The organism is Mesorhizobium sp. LCM 4577, assembly GCF_001854795.2.
Classification (GTDB): Bacteria; Pseudomonadota; Alphaproteobacteria; order Rhizobiales; family Rhizobiaceae; genus Mesorhizobium; species Mesorhizobium plurifarium.
This window is the reverse complement of the sequence record NZ_MDDU01000053.1, coordinates 109,414-123,759: the sequence shown is the minus strand read 5'-3', so window position 1 is coordinate 123,759 and position 14,346 is coordinate 109,414. Positions and strand designations below refer to the sequence as shown.

Sequence of the window (14,346 nt, the reverse complement as noted above, 5' to 3'; positions counted from 1 at the left end):
TCAGGCGTAGCGCATGATGGCGGTCTTGGTTTCGAGGTAGCCCTCGATCGCCGCGCGGCCATGCTCGCGGCCGATGCCGGATTGCTTGAAGCCGCCAAAGGGCGCTGCCGGATCCAGCGTGTTGTGCGAATTGACCCACACCGTGCCGGCCTTGAGGCCGTGGATCGCCGTCATTGCCTTGCCCATGTCGCGGGTCCAGATCGAGGCAGACAGTCCGTAGCGCGTGTCGTTGGCGATGCGGATCGCCTCGTCGAGATCGGCGACCGGCATCGCCGCCACCACCGGCCCGAATACCTCCTCGCGCACGATCTCCATCTCCGGCTTCACATGGTGCAGGATGGTCGGCGCCACATAGTGACCTTTCGTAGGCACGGGTCGCGCGCCGCTCACGCGTTCGACACCCGCCGCCAGGCTGCGCTCGACGAAACCCTGCACGCTCAAACGATGCTTGGCCGAGACCAGCGGATTGATCTGAGCCTCCGCGTCGCGGCCGGCGCCCATCGTCATGCCGTCGGCGATTTCGGCCAGCCGCGCCAGCGTGCGGTCGTAGATCGGCTTCTCGATCAACAGCCGCGCCGCCGAGGTGCAGACCTGGCCCTGGTTGAAGAACATGCCGAGCCCGGCAAGCAGCGGCTCGATGCCTTCCTCCATGTCGGCGAGCAGGATCATCGGCGACTTGGAGCCGAGCTCCAGCGTGAAACGCGCCACCCGGTCGACCGCGGCGTGGCCAACGCGCTTTCCTACTTCCGTCGAGCCGGTGAAGGTCAGCTTGTCGATACCGGGATGGCGGATCAGCGCCTCACCGGTCACAGCGCCGCTGCCGGTGACGATGTTGACGACGCCGGGCGGGAAGCCCGCTGCCTCGATCAGTTCGGCGAGCCTGAGCAGGCCGAGCGGTGTTTCCTGCGGCGGCTTGAGCACGATGGTGCAGCCGCAGGCGAGCGCCGGCGCGATCTTCCACATGCCGATCAGCAGCGGGAAGTTCCACGGCACGATGGCGCCGACGACACCCACTGGCTCCATCACCGTCATCGCTTGGTGCTTCGCCCCAGGCGGCACGGGAATGGAAACCTGGAAGGTCGAGCCTTCGATCTTGGTCGCCGAGCCGGCATAGTAGCGCAGCCAGTCGACGGCGCCGCCCGCGCTCAGCATGCGGGCGACGCCCAGCGACTTGCCGTTCTCGATGCTTTCGATCTCGGCCAGAAGGTCGGCATCGGCCTCGATCGCGTCGGCAAGCTTCAGCATCAGGTTCTGGCGGTCGACCGGCCGCATCGACGCCCATGGCCCTTCGAGCGCCGCCCGCGCCGCGCGCACAGCCTGGTCGACGAGTTCCGGGCCGCTCTCGGGCACATAAGCGACGATCTCGCCCGAGGCGGAATCGTCGACAGCCAGCTCGTCTCCGGCGAGCCCGTGGACGAAACGTCCGTTGATGAAGGGCCGATGCGGTCGCGAAAGGAATGCGGCGGCAGCCGCGCTGATCGGCGGCACGGTTCTCTCGTTCACGCCATCCTCCTCGAAATTGACGAACATTTTTCGAGAGGGTTATGGAGCGCGCCAATGCCCTTCAAGCCGGCGCGGCCGCGAGTGCGCTTTCAGTCAAAACAAAGTTCCCGCTCGGACAAGACGGCTCGCCCAAGGCCAATCAAGATCGCGGGATGAGATCGGCCACGCTGGCACGTCTCCGCGGGTCCTGGAAGGTGAAGACGATTTGAGCGCGGTTCTCGGCAATCCGATGGTCACTACGGCCGCRCTGCCGCTGCTGCTCGGCATCGCGCTGGCGCTCGCCGCGCGCATTGTTTTGCCGGCGGCATCGCCGGTGCTGACGCTGTTGTGGGCAGCGCTGCTCCTGTTCTTCTACTGGGACACGCTCGGGCCACCGGTCATGCTGCCTGTCGCCGCCAGTCAGAAGTTGATCTATCTCGCCTTCGCCGGCATCGTCATCGGCCTGCTGCCCGAGCGGGTGTTGGGACGCGCAACGAGTCTTCCCGCCGTCGTCGCTTTCGCGGCGGCCTTCCTGTGGCTCGGTTGGCGGCGGCTGGCCGGCGGCGCTCTCGATGTGCAACTGATCGCAGCACTTGCCGTCGGGCTGCTAGCGCTTGTCGGCGCTGCACTGCTCACCGCACAGCAACCCTCGCCATCGCCGTCGCCCGAGGAGCCATTCCTCGCGCCAGCGGCGGTGCTTGCGCTGTCGCTCGCCGGCGCCATCGTCTCGGTGCTTGGCGCCTCGATCGTCACCGGGCAACTGCTCGGCTCGATTGCCGCGCTGGTCGGTGGCTGGTGTCTGGTGCAGTATCTTACGACGCTTCGCGGCGGCGTGGCCGCGCCATGGGGCAGGGGCGTCGAGTTCCTGTTGCTCTACGCCGCCGCGACGGTGCTGGTCCAGGTGGCGCTGCTCGCGCCCAAGGCCAATCCCGCCGCGCTCGTCCTGTCGTCCTTGCCGCCGCTCGCCGTCGCGCTCGTGCGCGGCCCGTTGCAAAACCTGCTTCCCGGCGCACGGCCCCTGCGGCCGCTGGTCGCCGGCATCCTGATCGCCGTTCCGGCGATTCTGGCCATCGTGACGGCGATCGTCTGGGCGCCGCATGGGGCCGCCCTCGGCTTTTCCTGAGCCGGATCCAAACACAACAACCAACAACAGGGAGAAAACATGTGAGGACGACAAAACTGATTGCCGCGCTCGCTTTCGCCGGCGCATCGATCCTGACTGCCGCGGCGCATGCCGATAATTACGACATCGACGGCCAGCACGCCTGGGTCACCTTCACCGTCAAGCATGGCATCTATGGCATCGCCCACGGCCAGTTCGACGCGGTCAAAGGCTCGATCGTCATGGACAAGGCGGACGTCACCAAAAGCAGCGTCAAGGCCGAGCTGGATGTCGGCTCGGTCCACACCGCCTTCGACCAGCGCGACAGCGACCTGAAAGGCCCCGACTTCTTCAACGCCGCCGAGTTTCCAACCATCAGCTTCGAAAGCACCAAGGTAGAGAAGGTCGACGACAAGACCGGCAAGGTCACCGGCAACCTGACGATCAGCGGCGTCAGCAAGGAGGTTACGCTCGACGTCAAGCTGCTCAACGAAGCGCCGGCGCCATGGGACGCGACATTGACCAAGGCGGCTTTCAGCGCCACCGGCAAGGTCAGCACCGCCGACTTCCCAATGGCCAAGGCCGCCGATGGGTTCGGCCTCGGGCCCGAGGTCGACATCGTCATCGATGTCGAGGCGGTCAAGAAATAGGCCGCTGGAAGCCAGACGCATGATGCCGCGCGGCAAGGCCGCGCGGCATCCGAAGGAGCGCAGAAGTGCGCTCTCAGTCAAAACAAAGTTCCCGGTCGGACAAGACGGAAAAAGGCAACCGTCGCACACTCCACGTCAACGATCGGCAACGTTTGGGCGCGTGCCCATAAGGACCGTGGCATGAGATTTTCCGGCAAGACGGCCTTCATCACCGGTGGCGGCACCGGCATCGGCGCCGCTGTCGCCCGGCGCATGGCGGCAGAGGGCGCCAAAGTCGTGCTGATGGGGCGGCGGCGAGAGCCGCTCGAGGCCGTAACCAGGGATATTGGCGGGCTGGTCGTGCAGGGCGACGCCGCCGATGCCAAGGCGGTGCGCGCCGCCGTTGCCGAGGTTCACGACAAGATCGGCCCGGTCGATATCCTCGTCGCCAATGCCGGCGGCCACGGCGTCGGCCCGACGGTGACGATGAGCGACGAGACCTGGGCGCTGGCGACGCGCACCAATCTCGATACCGCTTTCGTCTGCGCCCGCGAATGCCTGCCCGATCTGATCGCGCGCAAAGGCAACATCGTCGTCGTCGCCTCGATCGCCGGCCTGTTCGCCGGACCGGCAGCGGCGGGCTACGTCACCATGAAGCATGCCTGCGTCGGCTTCGGCAAATCGCTGGCGCGCGACTACGGCCGCCAGGGCGTGCGCACCAACATCATCTGCCCCGGCTGGGTGGCGACGGCCATGGCCGACGAGCAGATGCAGGTGATTGTCGACAAGCACCGGCTGGGCTCGATCGAGGAAGCCTACAGGCTTGTCACCAAGGACGTGCCGCTCGGCCGGCCGGCGACGCCGGAAGAAGTGTCCAACGTCATCTGCTTCGTCGCTTCGAGCGAGGCGGCGATGATGAATGGCTCGATCCTGACCGTCGATGGCGGCGCCACCGTGGTCGACCTGCCGACGCTCGCTTTTGTCGATTGATTTGGAGATGGCGATGAACGACCAGAACAGACCCGCCGACTGGAAGCATTTCGACGATTTCGCCGCCGGCATTGCCACCAACCGGCTGCCGACGACGGATGCGCTGCGCGGCCAGACCTTCAAGATCACGCTGAAGACCGGTCGCACCATCGATCTCGCCTTCACTGCCGCCGACACCGTGGCCTGGAGCGAGGGCGCAGAGGCCGGCGCCGACTGGTACGAGGCGCTGGAAGTCGCGCCGCATGTCTTCTTCATCAACATGACCTTCGCCGCGAGGCCGGCCGAGGACGAAGCCTTCATCGTCGACACGAAAACGCGGCGCGTTCTGTCGGTGCGCGAGCGGGTGCGTGAACCCGGCGAAGCGCAGGGCGAGCCGCGCGTGGCGCAGACCTATTCCGCCGGCGTGCTGGGCGACCCCGCCGTGCCGCCGACCGGTCGCGAGCCGGCGCCGACGCGCGACCTGATCGGGCTGACGGCGCACTACACCTACAGCCCCAACCATGTATACGAGCACATTTATCTGAGCTCCCAGCGCTACGCCTGGCAGAACCTCGTCGGCGTCCAGCGCGGGCATGGCGACGTCGATCTCGCCACCACCTGGAAGTTCGCCGAGAATCTTTATGTCTTCGGCTTCCGCGAGTTCATCATCCCGGTCGCGTCGCTGTTCTTCTACAATTGGGACACGATGCGCTCGACCGGCAAGTTTCTCGGCGTGACCAGCCAGGGCAAGGTCGAGAACAAGCCCGCCGGCGCCTTCATCGAGAAGAAATCCAGGGCCGTTTACGACCCGGGCCAGGAGCCCGTGTGAGTGTTGGGGTCAGCATCATGAGCAACAAGAACTACGACGCCATCAAGGCCCATTACGCCGGCTCCGACGCCAAGGATCTGGCGATGATGATGGCGCCGGTCACCGAAAGCACCGCCTGGACCGAAATGGCAGGCTTTCCCTATGCCGGCACCTATGTCGGCCCTGATGCCGTCATCGCCGGCGTCTTCAAGCGCATCGGCGAGGACTGGGACGGCTACACCTTCGCGCTGGAAAAACTGGTCGACGGCGGCGCCACCATCGTCGGCATCGGCACCTATTCGGGCACCTACAGGAAGACCGGCAAGCCGATGACGGCGCGCGTCGTCCATGTCTGGGAGATGCGTGACGGCAAGGCCGTGAGTTTCGAGCAGTTCACCGACACCAGGCTGGTCGCGGCCGCGATGGGCTGAGGCGTCGGCACGAGTGAATRCGGGCCTGGCCTTGGGAGGATCGGCCCGATGAAAAAATCTGGGAGGATGACAATGGAAATCAGTCTGAAGGGAATGCTGGCCGGCCTTTTGCTGTCCACCGCGCTGACCGCCGGCGGCACGCTCGTCGCCAATGCCGCCGGCGACGAGATCGTCATCGGCGCGCCGATCTCGCTCACCGGGCCGCTGGCCGGCGACGGCAAGGAGCAGAAATGGGCCTATGAGCAGGCGGTCGCCGACATCAACAAGGCCGGCGGCATCATGGTGAAGTCGGCCGGCAAGAAGCTGCCGGTCAGGCTGGTCGTCGCCGACGACGAGAGCTCGGAGGGCAAGGTCGCTTCGGCRCTCGAAAACCTGATCAAGGTGCAGAAGGTCGACGCGTTGCTCTCGACRCATTCCGGGCCGATGAACATCGCCGGCGCCATCGTCGCGGAAAAATACAAGAAGTTCTACATGATCACGACGGCTTTTCCCTTCGAGTGGCAGCCGCTGAAGCTCAAATACTCGGCGCTGTTCTTCTTCCATCCGGGACCTGGCGCCGAGGTGCCCTTCCAGATATGGGACAAGCTGCCGGCGAATGAGAAGCCGAAGCATCCGGCGCTGGTCTCGGAAGACTCGCCCGACGGCAAGGGCTTCGGCGGCGCCTTCGAGGCGGCGGCCAAGAAATACGGCTACAGCTTCGCCGTCGACGATCCCTGGGCGATCGGCGCCACCGACTATTCGGCGCTGATCACCAAGCTCAAGGCCGCCGATGTCGACGCCATGCTGGTCTTCGGCTCGCCGGCCGACACTGTCACGCTTTTGCGGCAGATGAAGGAGCTCGGCTTCTCCGTGCCCTATCTGCATGGCTGGAAGGGTACCTGGACCGGCGAATTCCACGAGGCGCTCGGACCCGATTCCGACTACATCCTGACCGACGGCTTCTGGTCGGCGAGCTATCCCTATAAGGGCGCGAAAGAGCTCGGCGACCGCTACGAGGCCGAGTTCAAGAAGGACTCCGTCACCGTCGGCGCATTCTACGCCAATGCGCAGGTGCTGGCGCAGGCCATCGAGAAGGCCGGCAGCACCGATGCCACCGCCATCCACGACGCGATCTTCGGCCAGGAGTTCAAGGACACAGTGGTCGGCGACCTCAAGTTCGACGACACCGGCTTCGCCCTGATACCGAGCGTTGCCACGCAATGGTGGCAAGGCAAGCACCAGCTCATCTATCCGGACGGCAACTGGACCTACAAGCCGGCCCCGGCCTGGGACAAGCGCTGAACGAGCGGATGCGGTGGAAGCGGCGGGCGCCTGATTGCGAAGCCAGGCGCCCGTTCGCTTCCCGCCCGCACATTTGGGTCGCTCGGCAATTGAGCGGTTTGAGTGCCGAATCCTCGGCGCTTCCGCTGGAAGGAAACGAAAACACGATGCAGGCGGACGAAACCTTGCTGCGCCTCGAGGCGGTCAAGAAGCGCTTCGGTGGGCTTGTCGTCCTCAACAACATCGATATCGCCGTCGGCGCCAACGAGCTGATTGGCCTGATCGGGCCGAACGGCGCCGGCAAGTCGACGCTCTTCAACGTCATTACCGCCATCTACGCGCCGACCGAAGGGCGCGTGTCCTTCCGCGGCAAGGACATCACCGGCATCGCGCCGCACCGCATCTCGAGGCTCGGCATCGCCCGCACCTTCCAGCTCGTGCGCACCTTCCTCACCATGACCGCCTTCGAGAATGTCATGGTCGGCGCCGTCTACGGGGCAGGAGGCCGCGTCAAGCACGCGACCGAGGCGGCGACCGCCGCGCTGGAGCTGGTCGGCCTCAGCGCCAGGCGCGATATGCGCACCGCGCATATGACGCTGTCGGACCGCCGCATGCTGGAGATTGCGCGCGCCGTCGCCTCCGATCCGGCGCTGCTGCTCCTCGACGAGCCGATGGCCGGCCTCAACCCGACCGAGATCCAGCGCATGGTCGACGTCATTCRCCGTGTGCGTGCCGACCGTGGGATCTCAATGCTGTGGGTCGAGCACAAGGTCGACGCCATCATGAAAGTATGCAGCCGCGTCATCGTGCTCGACCATGGCGAGAAGATCGCCGACGGCACACCGCGCGACGTCACGCAAAACCGCAAAGTCATCGAGGCTTATCTTGGCGAACCGGCTGCTTGAAATAAGCAATCTCGAGGTCGCCTATGGCGACGTCGGCGCGCTGTGGGGCGTGTCGCTCCATGTCGATCCCGGCACGATCGTCGCGCTGGTCGGCGCCAACGGCGCCGGCAAGACGACACTGCTCCGCACCGTTTCCGGCCTGCTGAAGCCCAACGCCGGCGACATCCGGCTTTGGGGCCAGTCGATCACAGGCAAGGTGCCGCAGGAGATCGCCCGCCTGGGCATCGCCCATGTGCCGGAAGGGCGCGGTCTGTTCCGCCAGATGACGGTGCTGGAAAATCTCGAGCTCGGCGCGTTCCAGCCCAAGGCTCGCCCGCGCACCAAGCAGCTGCTGGAGAAAGCCTACACGCTTTTCCCGCGCCTGAAGGAACGCGCGCACCAGAAGGCCGGGTCGCTCTCCGGCGGCGAGCAGCAGATGCTGGCGATCGCGCGGGCCACGATGTCCGAACCGTCGCTGCTCATCCTCGACGAGCCGTCGCTGGGCCTCAGCCCGCTCGTCGTGCAGCAGATGTTTGCGCTCATCCAGGCTTTGCATGGCCAAGGCGTCACCATCCTGCTTGTCGAGCAGAACATCCATCAGGCGCTGAAGGTGGCCGACTACGCCTTCGTGCTCAAGACCGRCTCGCTCGCCATGCAAGGCACGGGCGCCGAACTCATCGCCGATCCCGAAATCCAGAAGGCCTATATGGGCGTGTTGGAGTAGAACATGGTCAATCTCCCGCCACCCGAGATCCTGCTCCAGCTGTCGCTCAACGGCGCGCTCGGCGGCGCAATGTATGGCGTCGCCGCCGTGGGCTTGAGCCTCATCTTCGGCACCATGCGGCTGATCTTCCTTGCCCAGGGCGCGATGATCATCCTGGCCGCCTATTTCGTGCGCGCGCTCTTCTACGGCCTCGGCGTCGACCCGTTCCTGTCGCTGTTGATCGTCGTGCCGGTCGGGCTCGGCGTTGGCTGGCTGATCTATCAGGGCCTGTTCCGCAAGGCCGCCGCTGAAGCAGACCGCAACGTCTCGCTGCTCATCGCGGTCGGCCTGATGTTCCTGGTCCAGAACCTGATGACGGTGATCTGGGGCGGCAACACCGCCGGCGTGGTGACGAGCTATACGGCAAGCGGCATCGAGCTCTTCGGCGTGCGCACCTCCTTCACCCGCTCGATGGGTTTTTTGATCGCGCTCGCCGGCACCGGCCTGGTCATGCTCTTCCTGCGCAAGACGATCGTCGGCAAGGCGGTGCGTGCCGCCTCGGAAGACATGGACGCCGCGACTTTGATGGGCATCAGCCCGCACCGCGTCAATGCGATTGCCTTCGCCATCGGCATTTCGCTGGCGGGCGCCGCCGGCGTCGCGGTCGCAACCACCTTTCCGTTCAACCCCTTCGCCGGCTTCATCTTCAGCCTCAAGGCGCTGGTGGCGCTGGCGCTGGGCGGCATCGGCAACGTCACCGGCGCGCTGGCCGGCGGCATCCTGCTCGGCCTGATCGAAGCCTATGTCCAGTTCTTCATCTCGGGCGGCTGGACGAACGCCATCGCCTACGGCGTGTTCCTTTTGGTGCTGATGTTCAAACCGGAAGGCCTGTTCAGCCGTCCCTACAAGAAGGCTTGAGAACGATGAGCCGACCCTCGCAATGGATCGCAATCGTCGTCATCGCGGCGCTGGCGCTGCTGCCGTTCCTGCCCGGCGCTGTCGACGCCTATTATTTCTCCTTCCTGTTCTTCGTCTTCCTCTACGCCGTCATGGCGCAAAGCTGGAACCTCGTCGCCGGCTATGGCGGCCAGATCAGCCTCGGCAGCCATGCCTTCTTCGGCCTCGGCGCCTATACCACCGCGATCCTGTGGAGCGGGAACTATCTCTGGGGCTCGCTCTATGACAGCCATCCGAACATCTATTATTTCGACCCGGTGACAATGCTGCTGGGTGGCTTCGTCGCGGCACTCGCGGCGGTCCTCATCGGCTTGCCGCTCCTGTCGAAACTCCATGGCGATTATTTCGCGCTCGGCACGCTCGGCTTCGGCGAGATCGTGAAGGTGATCTTCGTCAATGGCGGCGACTTCACCGGCGGCGCCTTCGGCATCGTCGCCCCGGCAAGCAGCTTCGACACGCTGCGGCCGCATTACTGGGTCGGGCTAGGCCTTATGGTCGCCACCGCCTTGGCCATCCGCGCGCTGATGCGCTCGCGCTACGGCCTTGCCCTGATCGCCGTGCGCGACGACGAGATGGCGGCGTCCGCCAACGGCATCGACACGCTCAAGGTCAAAGTCGCAGCCTTCGCCGGCAGCGCCTTCATCGCCGGCGTCGCCGGCAGCCTCTATACCTTCTACATCTTCCATGTCGGGCCGGACTCGGTGTTCGACCTCGACTGGATGCTCTTGCCCTTGATGATGACGGTGGTCGGCGGCACCGGCACGCTGCTCGGCCCGATCCTCGGCGCGCTGGTGATGTACGCCGTGTTCGATCTCGCCCGCATCGTCGTCCCCGACTATCACCCGGTGATTTCGGGGCTGACAATCATTTTGGCGATGCTGTTCCTGCCAAGGGGGCTGATGCGGAGTTTTGTCGGCAAGGCGCGCACGGCTTGAAATTTGTGYACACCCCGAACTAGGCGCTGTCGACGGTTGCAGCGCAAGAGCTGCAAGCCGAGGATTCAGCTATCTGCGAGAACTGATGGAAACTGGAACACCGGGTGCCTGCCAAGGGCGGGAACGGCTTGCTGTATCTGCTAAAACTCCAGCCGAAACTACTTAATGCACCAGGGTGCGCATCCGCTCCCTCAACTCCCGTGGCGACACGTCATACTTGCTCTTGAACGCACGCGAGAAATGCGCGCTCGAATTGAAGCCGCAGGCAAACGCGATTTCGGAGATCGATACCGAGGCGCGGGCGGGGGAGAGAAGTTCCTCCTTGCTGCGCTCCAGCCGTCTGTCCCAGACGAAGCGCTCCAGCGTCATGCCTTCGCCCTCAAAGGCGCGGTGCAGGTAGCGCCGGGAGCAGCCCATATGGCGGGCGATGTCCTCGGCCGAGAGGCTGCTGCGGGCCAGATTGGCGTCGATATAGGCGACGATGCGCTCGCGCAGCGCTTCCAGCGGCGAGCGGCGGAATTCCGGCGCCATGGGCTTTGCCTGGATCAGGCCGTTGACGAGCTGGATCAGGCTTTCGCCGACGCGGCGGCAGCCGGCCTCGTCGAGCTTGTGCGCTTCGCCGATCGCCATCTGCATCAGCCCGGACACGATATGGGTTAGGCTGTCGCCCTCGCCCGGCAGCGGCACCGGCGCCGAAAGACGGGCCAGCGTCTCGTCGCCGAAGGTCGAGCGCGGCACCTGGAGGATGAGCTGGTCGACGTCGGAGAGGTTCTGCAGCGAATAAGCCCGCACCGGATCGTAGATGATCGCCGCGCGCGGCCCGAGATCGATCGCCGTCTGCTGCTGCTCGAAGCGGCTGCGGCCCTTGAGCTGCATCAGGATCTTGATCGCGTCGGGATCGAAGCTGCGCCAGAAGGCACGGTCGTTGACCACGAGGTGCGATTTCGCCCTGATCTCGGAGAGTCGACAGGAGCCCAGATTGACGGAGACCAGCTTCGGCAGCGAGGGTGCCTCACCGCGCGAGAACCGCTGCGTGATAGGGCCGAACAGCATCCGCGAAGCGGACAGGAAAGCCTCGCCGTCGGCGACGCTCACATGGTGGCCGAGCATAGTCTCCTCCATCAGTTTCGCCCCGTCTTTTCGTGGCCCTTTTTCGTGGCCTCTTTTCGCGGGATTGAGACGCAACGGCAGCGCCGATGCAACCGGCAAATAAGTTAACATGCTAAGCATCTTCATCGCAACGGCAGAAATTCATTCGCGCTCGGTGACCAAGGAAGCGCTCGGCGCAAGCGAGAAGGTCCTAGCAAGGCCGGGACTCGGTACGTTTCTCTGGCCGCTCGATGCCGGTGTCGGTACCTGGTTGCGTCAAAGGCGTGCCCGATGCGAGTCTGCTGCGTCGCCCTTATCGAAGCTCACGTGAGACCCGTTTGATGCTCCTGGCTGTCCATCATGTCGCAATCATCTGCAGTGACTACGAAACGTCCAAGCAGTTCTACACCAACAAGCTCGATTTCGCCGTCCTCGCCGAAAACTGGCGCCCGGAGAGGCAGTCCTGGAAATGCGATTTGCGTCATGGCCCCATCCAGATCGAGTTGTTCAGTTTCCCGAATCCGCCAGGCCGGCCCAGCAGGCCCGAGGCCTGCGGATTAAGACATCTTGCGTTCGCGGTTGCCTCGGTCGAGGCAACCGCCGGGCTGCTTAGGTCGCGCGACGTTGAGGTGGAGCCCATCCGAACAGATCCCTACACGGGCCGATTGTTCACCTTCATCGCCGATCCCGATGGACTTCCGATCGAACTCTACCAGGACGGTGTTTGACGGCCAGGAACGAGAACGTCTGGCGTCGGCAGCACCGAACGATACCGGCCGCAACGGCGGAGATGAACTTATGCCTCGCCGGTCAGCCGCGCCGAGATCAGCCGTGCTGCCCTGGTCGCCGCCTCGCCCTGACTGGCCGCCAGATGGTCGTCGATACGCGAGACGGGGGAGGCGATCGACAGCGTGCCGATCGGCTGGCCGTCGGCGCCGAGGATCGCGGCACCTATACTGTGCACGCCTTCCTCATAGCCCTGCGAACTGCGCGAATAGCCGGTTGCGGCCGCGAACGCGATGGCTTTGGCCAGCGTGTCCGGCTCTGTCATCGTATGCGCGGTGAAGGCCTGCAAAGGTTGCTCCAGATAGGCGCTGGCCACCTCCAGGCGCGAGGCGGCAAGGAAGGCGATGCCCGAGGCCGTGCCATGCAGCGGCAGCACCTGGCCGACATCGACATTGACGCGATTAGCCTTGGCCGAAAGCGCGACATGGACGGTGAGCAGTGCGCCGGCGCTGAACTCCGACAGATGTACCGTCTCGCCGGTTTCTTGCGCCAGCTCGCGGATGACCGGCGCTGCGAGGCGCACGAAGGGGAAATGCGCGTCGCGGATTCGGGCGAGCCGCGACAGGCCGGCACCCAGCCGATAGCGGCGGCTGCGCGGCTCCTGCTCGATCAGCCGGTGCGCGGCAAGCGCCGTCAGGAGCCGCCTGGCGGTGGCCTTGTCGAGCCCGGCGCGGCGGGCGAGATCGGAGAGGCCGATCTCCGGCTCGTGCAGCGTGAACAGCTCCAGCAGCGACACTGCCTTGCCCACCGTGCTCATCGCGCATCCTCCAAGATACTTCGCATGTGAATTAACTTGACAGGCGCCCTCCCTGCCTCCAGTGTGTTCATAACATACAAAACACTGGTTCAAATAATGAACCGACTGGGAACGGCTATGCGCCCCGGAATTTGGCGCGCCAGGGAGAGTTCAGCGCCGTGACGGCCGCCAGCAAGACAGCTTTGCAATCAGCAACGACGGAAGACCTGCTCGACCGTGAGCAGGCGCGGTTCCTCGACACGCATCCGCGCTCGGCGGCGGCATGGGAGGAAGGCAAAAAGCACTTTCTTTATGGCGGGCCGTCGCACTGGATGCGGCGCTGGGCCGGCGGCTTCCCGGTCTACGCTGCTTCGGCAAGCGGCGCGCATATCACTGACATTGACGGCCGCGACTATGTCGACTTCGCGCTTGGCGACACTGGCGGCATGTGCGGCCACGCGCCGGAGGCGGTGACGCGCGCCGCGCTCCGCCAATTGCAGAACGGCACCACCATGATGCTGCCCACCGAGGACAGCCTCTGGGTCGGCGCCGAGCTCGCGCGCCGCTTCGGCTTGCCCTACTGGACGCTGACGACGTCGGCCACCGACGCCAATCGCGGCGCCATCCGCATCGCGCGCATGATCACCGGCCGCCCCAAGGTGCTGGTCTTTTCCGGCTGCTATCATGGCGGCGTCGAGGAGGCGCATGTCGAGATCCGCGACGGCAGGATCGGCATGCGCAACATGATCCACCCGAACGGCGTCGATCATTCGGCCGTCTCCCGGGTGGTCGAGTTCAACGACGTCGCGGCGCTCGAGGAAGCGCTGTCGCATGGTGACGTCGCCTGCGTGCTTACCGAGCCGCTGATGACCAATTTCGGCATGATACCGGTCGCCGACGGCTTTCACGCGGCGCTGCGTGAGATCACCCGCCGCACCGGCACGGTGCTCATCATCGACGAGACGCATACCATCTCCAGCGGCCCCGGCGGCTACACCGCGCTGCACGGGCTGGAGCCGGATATTCTGGTCGCCGGCAAGGCGATCGCGGGCGGCATTCCGGCCGGCATCTTCGGCGTCTCGCGGGAGATCGCCGAGCGGCTTTGGAAGATCGTGCCGATGGTCAATCCGCGCGTGCGCCAGTCGGCGCATCTCGGCATCGGCGGCACGCTGGCCGGCAACGCGCTCACCGTCGCCACCATGCGCGCCGTGCTGGAAGAGGTGCTGACGCCGGCCAATTTCGAGCTGATGATCGCCAACGCCACGCGCCTTGCCGAAGCCGCCTGGGGCATCATCCGAACCAACCGGTTGCCCTGGCATGTGACGCAGGTCGGCGCCCGCGCCGAGATAATGTTCATGCCGAAGCCGCCGCTGAGCGGCGCCGACGTCATTGCCGGCCGGCGCGGCGATCTGGAGACGCTGCTGCATGCCTTCTACATGAACGAAGGCATATTGGTGACGCCGTTCCACACCATGTTCCTGATGTGCCCGGCGACGTCGTCTGTCGATGTCGATCGCCATACGGAAGTCTTTGGCCGTTTCGTCGATCTCGTTCGCGGCGCGGGCGTCGTCTGAG

The 14,346-nt window shown here is 65.1% G+C and carries 15 protein-coding genes; 12 read left to right on the top strand and 3 right to left on the bottom strand.

What is annotated here, in order from left to right; all coding sequences use genetic code 11:
• Complete coding sequence (locus LCM4577_RS29520) at nt 1-1,503, bottom strand: aldehyde dehydrogenase (protein ID WP_083354903.1); 1,503 nt, start codon at nt 1,501-1,503, stop codon at nt 1-3.
• Between the two features lie 205 nt (nt 1,504-1,708).
• Between LCM4577_RS29520 and LCM4577_RS29515 the strand changes: the two genes are divergently transcribed.
• The 10 genes from LCM4577_RS29515 to LCM4577_RS29470 all read left to right on the top strand — a co-directional run bounded on the left by LCM4577_RS29515 (nt 1,709) and on the right by LCM4577_RS29470 (nt 10,160).
• Nucleotides 1,709-2,605 (top strand): hypothetical protein, encoded by an 897-nt coding sequence (locus LCM4577_RS29515; protein ID WP_071074452.1) that lies wholly within the window; start codon nt 1,709-1,711, stop codon nt 2,603-2,605.
• 41 nt (nt 2,606-2,646) lie between these two features.
• Nucleotides 2,647-3,234, top strand: a complete 588-nt coding sequence (locus LCM4577_RS29510) for a YceI family protein (protein ID WP_071030646.1) — start codon at nt 2,647-2,649, stop codon at nt 3,232-3,234.
• Nucleotides 3,235-3,414: 180 nt separating this feature from the next.
• Nucleotides 3,415-4,203 carry an SDR family NAD(P)-dependent oxidoreductase gene (locus LCM4577_RS29505; protein WP_071074451.1) on the top strand — a complete coding sequence of 263 codons (789 nt, stop codon included), beginning with the start codon at nt 3,415-3,417 and terminating at the stop codon, nt 4,201-4,203.
• Between the two features lie 13 nt (nt 4,204-4,216).
• Nucleotides 4,217-5,011 (top strand): MoaF C-terminal domain-containing protein, encoded by a 795-nt coding sequence (locus LCM4577_RS29500; protein WP_071030779.1) that lies wholly within the window; start codon nt 4,217-4,219, stop codon nt 5,009-5,011.
• A gap of 17 nt (nt 5,012-5,028) precedes the next feature.
• Nucleotides 5,029-5,421, top strand: a complete 393-nt coding sequence (locus LCM4577_RS29495) for a nuclear transport factor 2 family protein (protein WP_071030644.1) — start codon at nt 5,029-5,031, stop codon at nt 5,419-5,421.
• Nucleotides 5,422-5,493: 72 nt separating this feature from the next.
• Nucleotides 5,494-6,702, top strand: coding sequence for an amino acid ABC transporter substrate-binding protein (locus LCM4577_RS29490; protein ID WP_071074450.1), 1,209 nt, complete (start codon nt 5,494-5,496; stop codon nt 6,700-6,702).
• A gap of 146 nt (nt 6,703-6,848) precedes the next feature.
• On the top strand, nt 6,849-7,586 hold the full coding sequence (locus LCM4577_RS29485; RefSeq protein WP_071074554.1) for an ABC transporter ATP-binding protein: 738 nt from the start codon (nt 6,849-6,851) through the stop codon (nt 7,584-7,586).
• On the top strand, nt 7,579-8,289 hold the full coding sequence (locus LCM4577_RS29480; protein WP_071074553.1) for an ABC transporter ATP-binding protein: 711 nt from the start codon (nt 7,579-7,581) through the stop codon (nt 8,287-8,289). The genes LCM4577_RS29485 and LCM4577_RS29480 overlap by 8 nt, the downstream gene beginning before the upstream one ends.
• 3 nt (nt 8,290-8,292) lie before the next feature.
• The gene (locus LCM4577_RS29475; RefSeq protein ID WP_041001987.1) at nt 8,293-9,186 is read left to right on the top strand and encodes a branched-chain amino acid ABC transporter permease; all 894 of its coding nucleotides are present in this window, start codon (nt 8,293-8,295) and stop codon (nt 9,184-9,186) included.
• 5 nt (nt 9,187-9,191) lie between these two features.
• Nucleotides 9,192-10,160, top strand: a complete 969-nt coding sequence (locus LCM4577_RS29470) for a branched-chain amino acid ABC transporter permease (protein WP_041001989.1) — start codon at nt 9,192-9,194, stop codon at nt 10,158-10,160.
• 162 nt (nt 10,161-10,322) lie between these two features.
• Here the strand turns inward: LCM4577_RS29470 and LCM4577_RS29465 are convergent, their stop codons facing one another.
• Nucleotides 10,323-11,282 (bottom strand): helix-turn-helix domain-containing protein, encoded by a 960-nt coding sequence (locus LCM4577_RS29465; protein ID WP_071074449.1) that lies wholly within the window; start codon nt 11,280-11,282, stop codon nt 10,323-10,325.
• Nucleotides 11,283-11,590: 308 nt separating this feature from the next.
• On the opposite strand from LCM4577_RS29465, the gene LCM4577_RS29460 reads away from it, so the two are divergent.
• Nucleotides 11,591-11,977 carry a VOC family protein gene (locus LCM4577_RS29460; RefSeq protein ID WP_041006727.1) on the top strand — a complete coding sequence of 129 codons (387 nt, stop codon included), beginning with the start codon at nt 11,591-11,593 and terminating at the stop codon, nt 11,975-11,977.
• A gap of 68 nt (nt 11,978-12,045) precedes the next feature.
• Here LCM4577_RS29460 and LCM4577_RS29455 read toward each other — a convergent pair whose 3' ends face one another.
• Nucleotides 12,046-12,792 carry an IclR family transcriptional regulator gene (locus LCM4577_RS29455; protein ID WP_071074448.1) on the bottom strand — a complete coding sequence of 249 codons (747 nt, stop codon included), beginning with the start codon at nt 12,790-12,792 and terminating at the stop codon, nt 12,046-12,048.
• Nucleotides 12,793-12,950: 158 nt separating this feature from the next.
• Here LCM4577_RS29455 and LCM4577_RS29450 point away from each other — a divergent pair, with 158 nt between their 5' ends.
• Nucleotides 12,951-14,345 carry a transaminase gene (locus LCM4577_RS29450; protein WP_244508461.1) on the top strand — a complete coding sequence of 465 codons (1,395 nt, stop codon included), beginning with the start codon at nt 12,951-12,953 and terminating at the stop codon, nt 14,343-14,345.
• Nucleotide 14,346 lies beyond the last annotated feature (1 nt).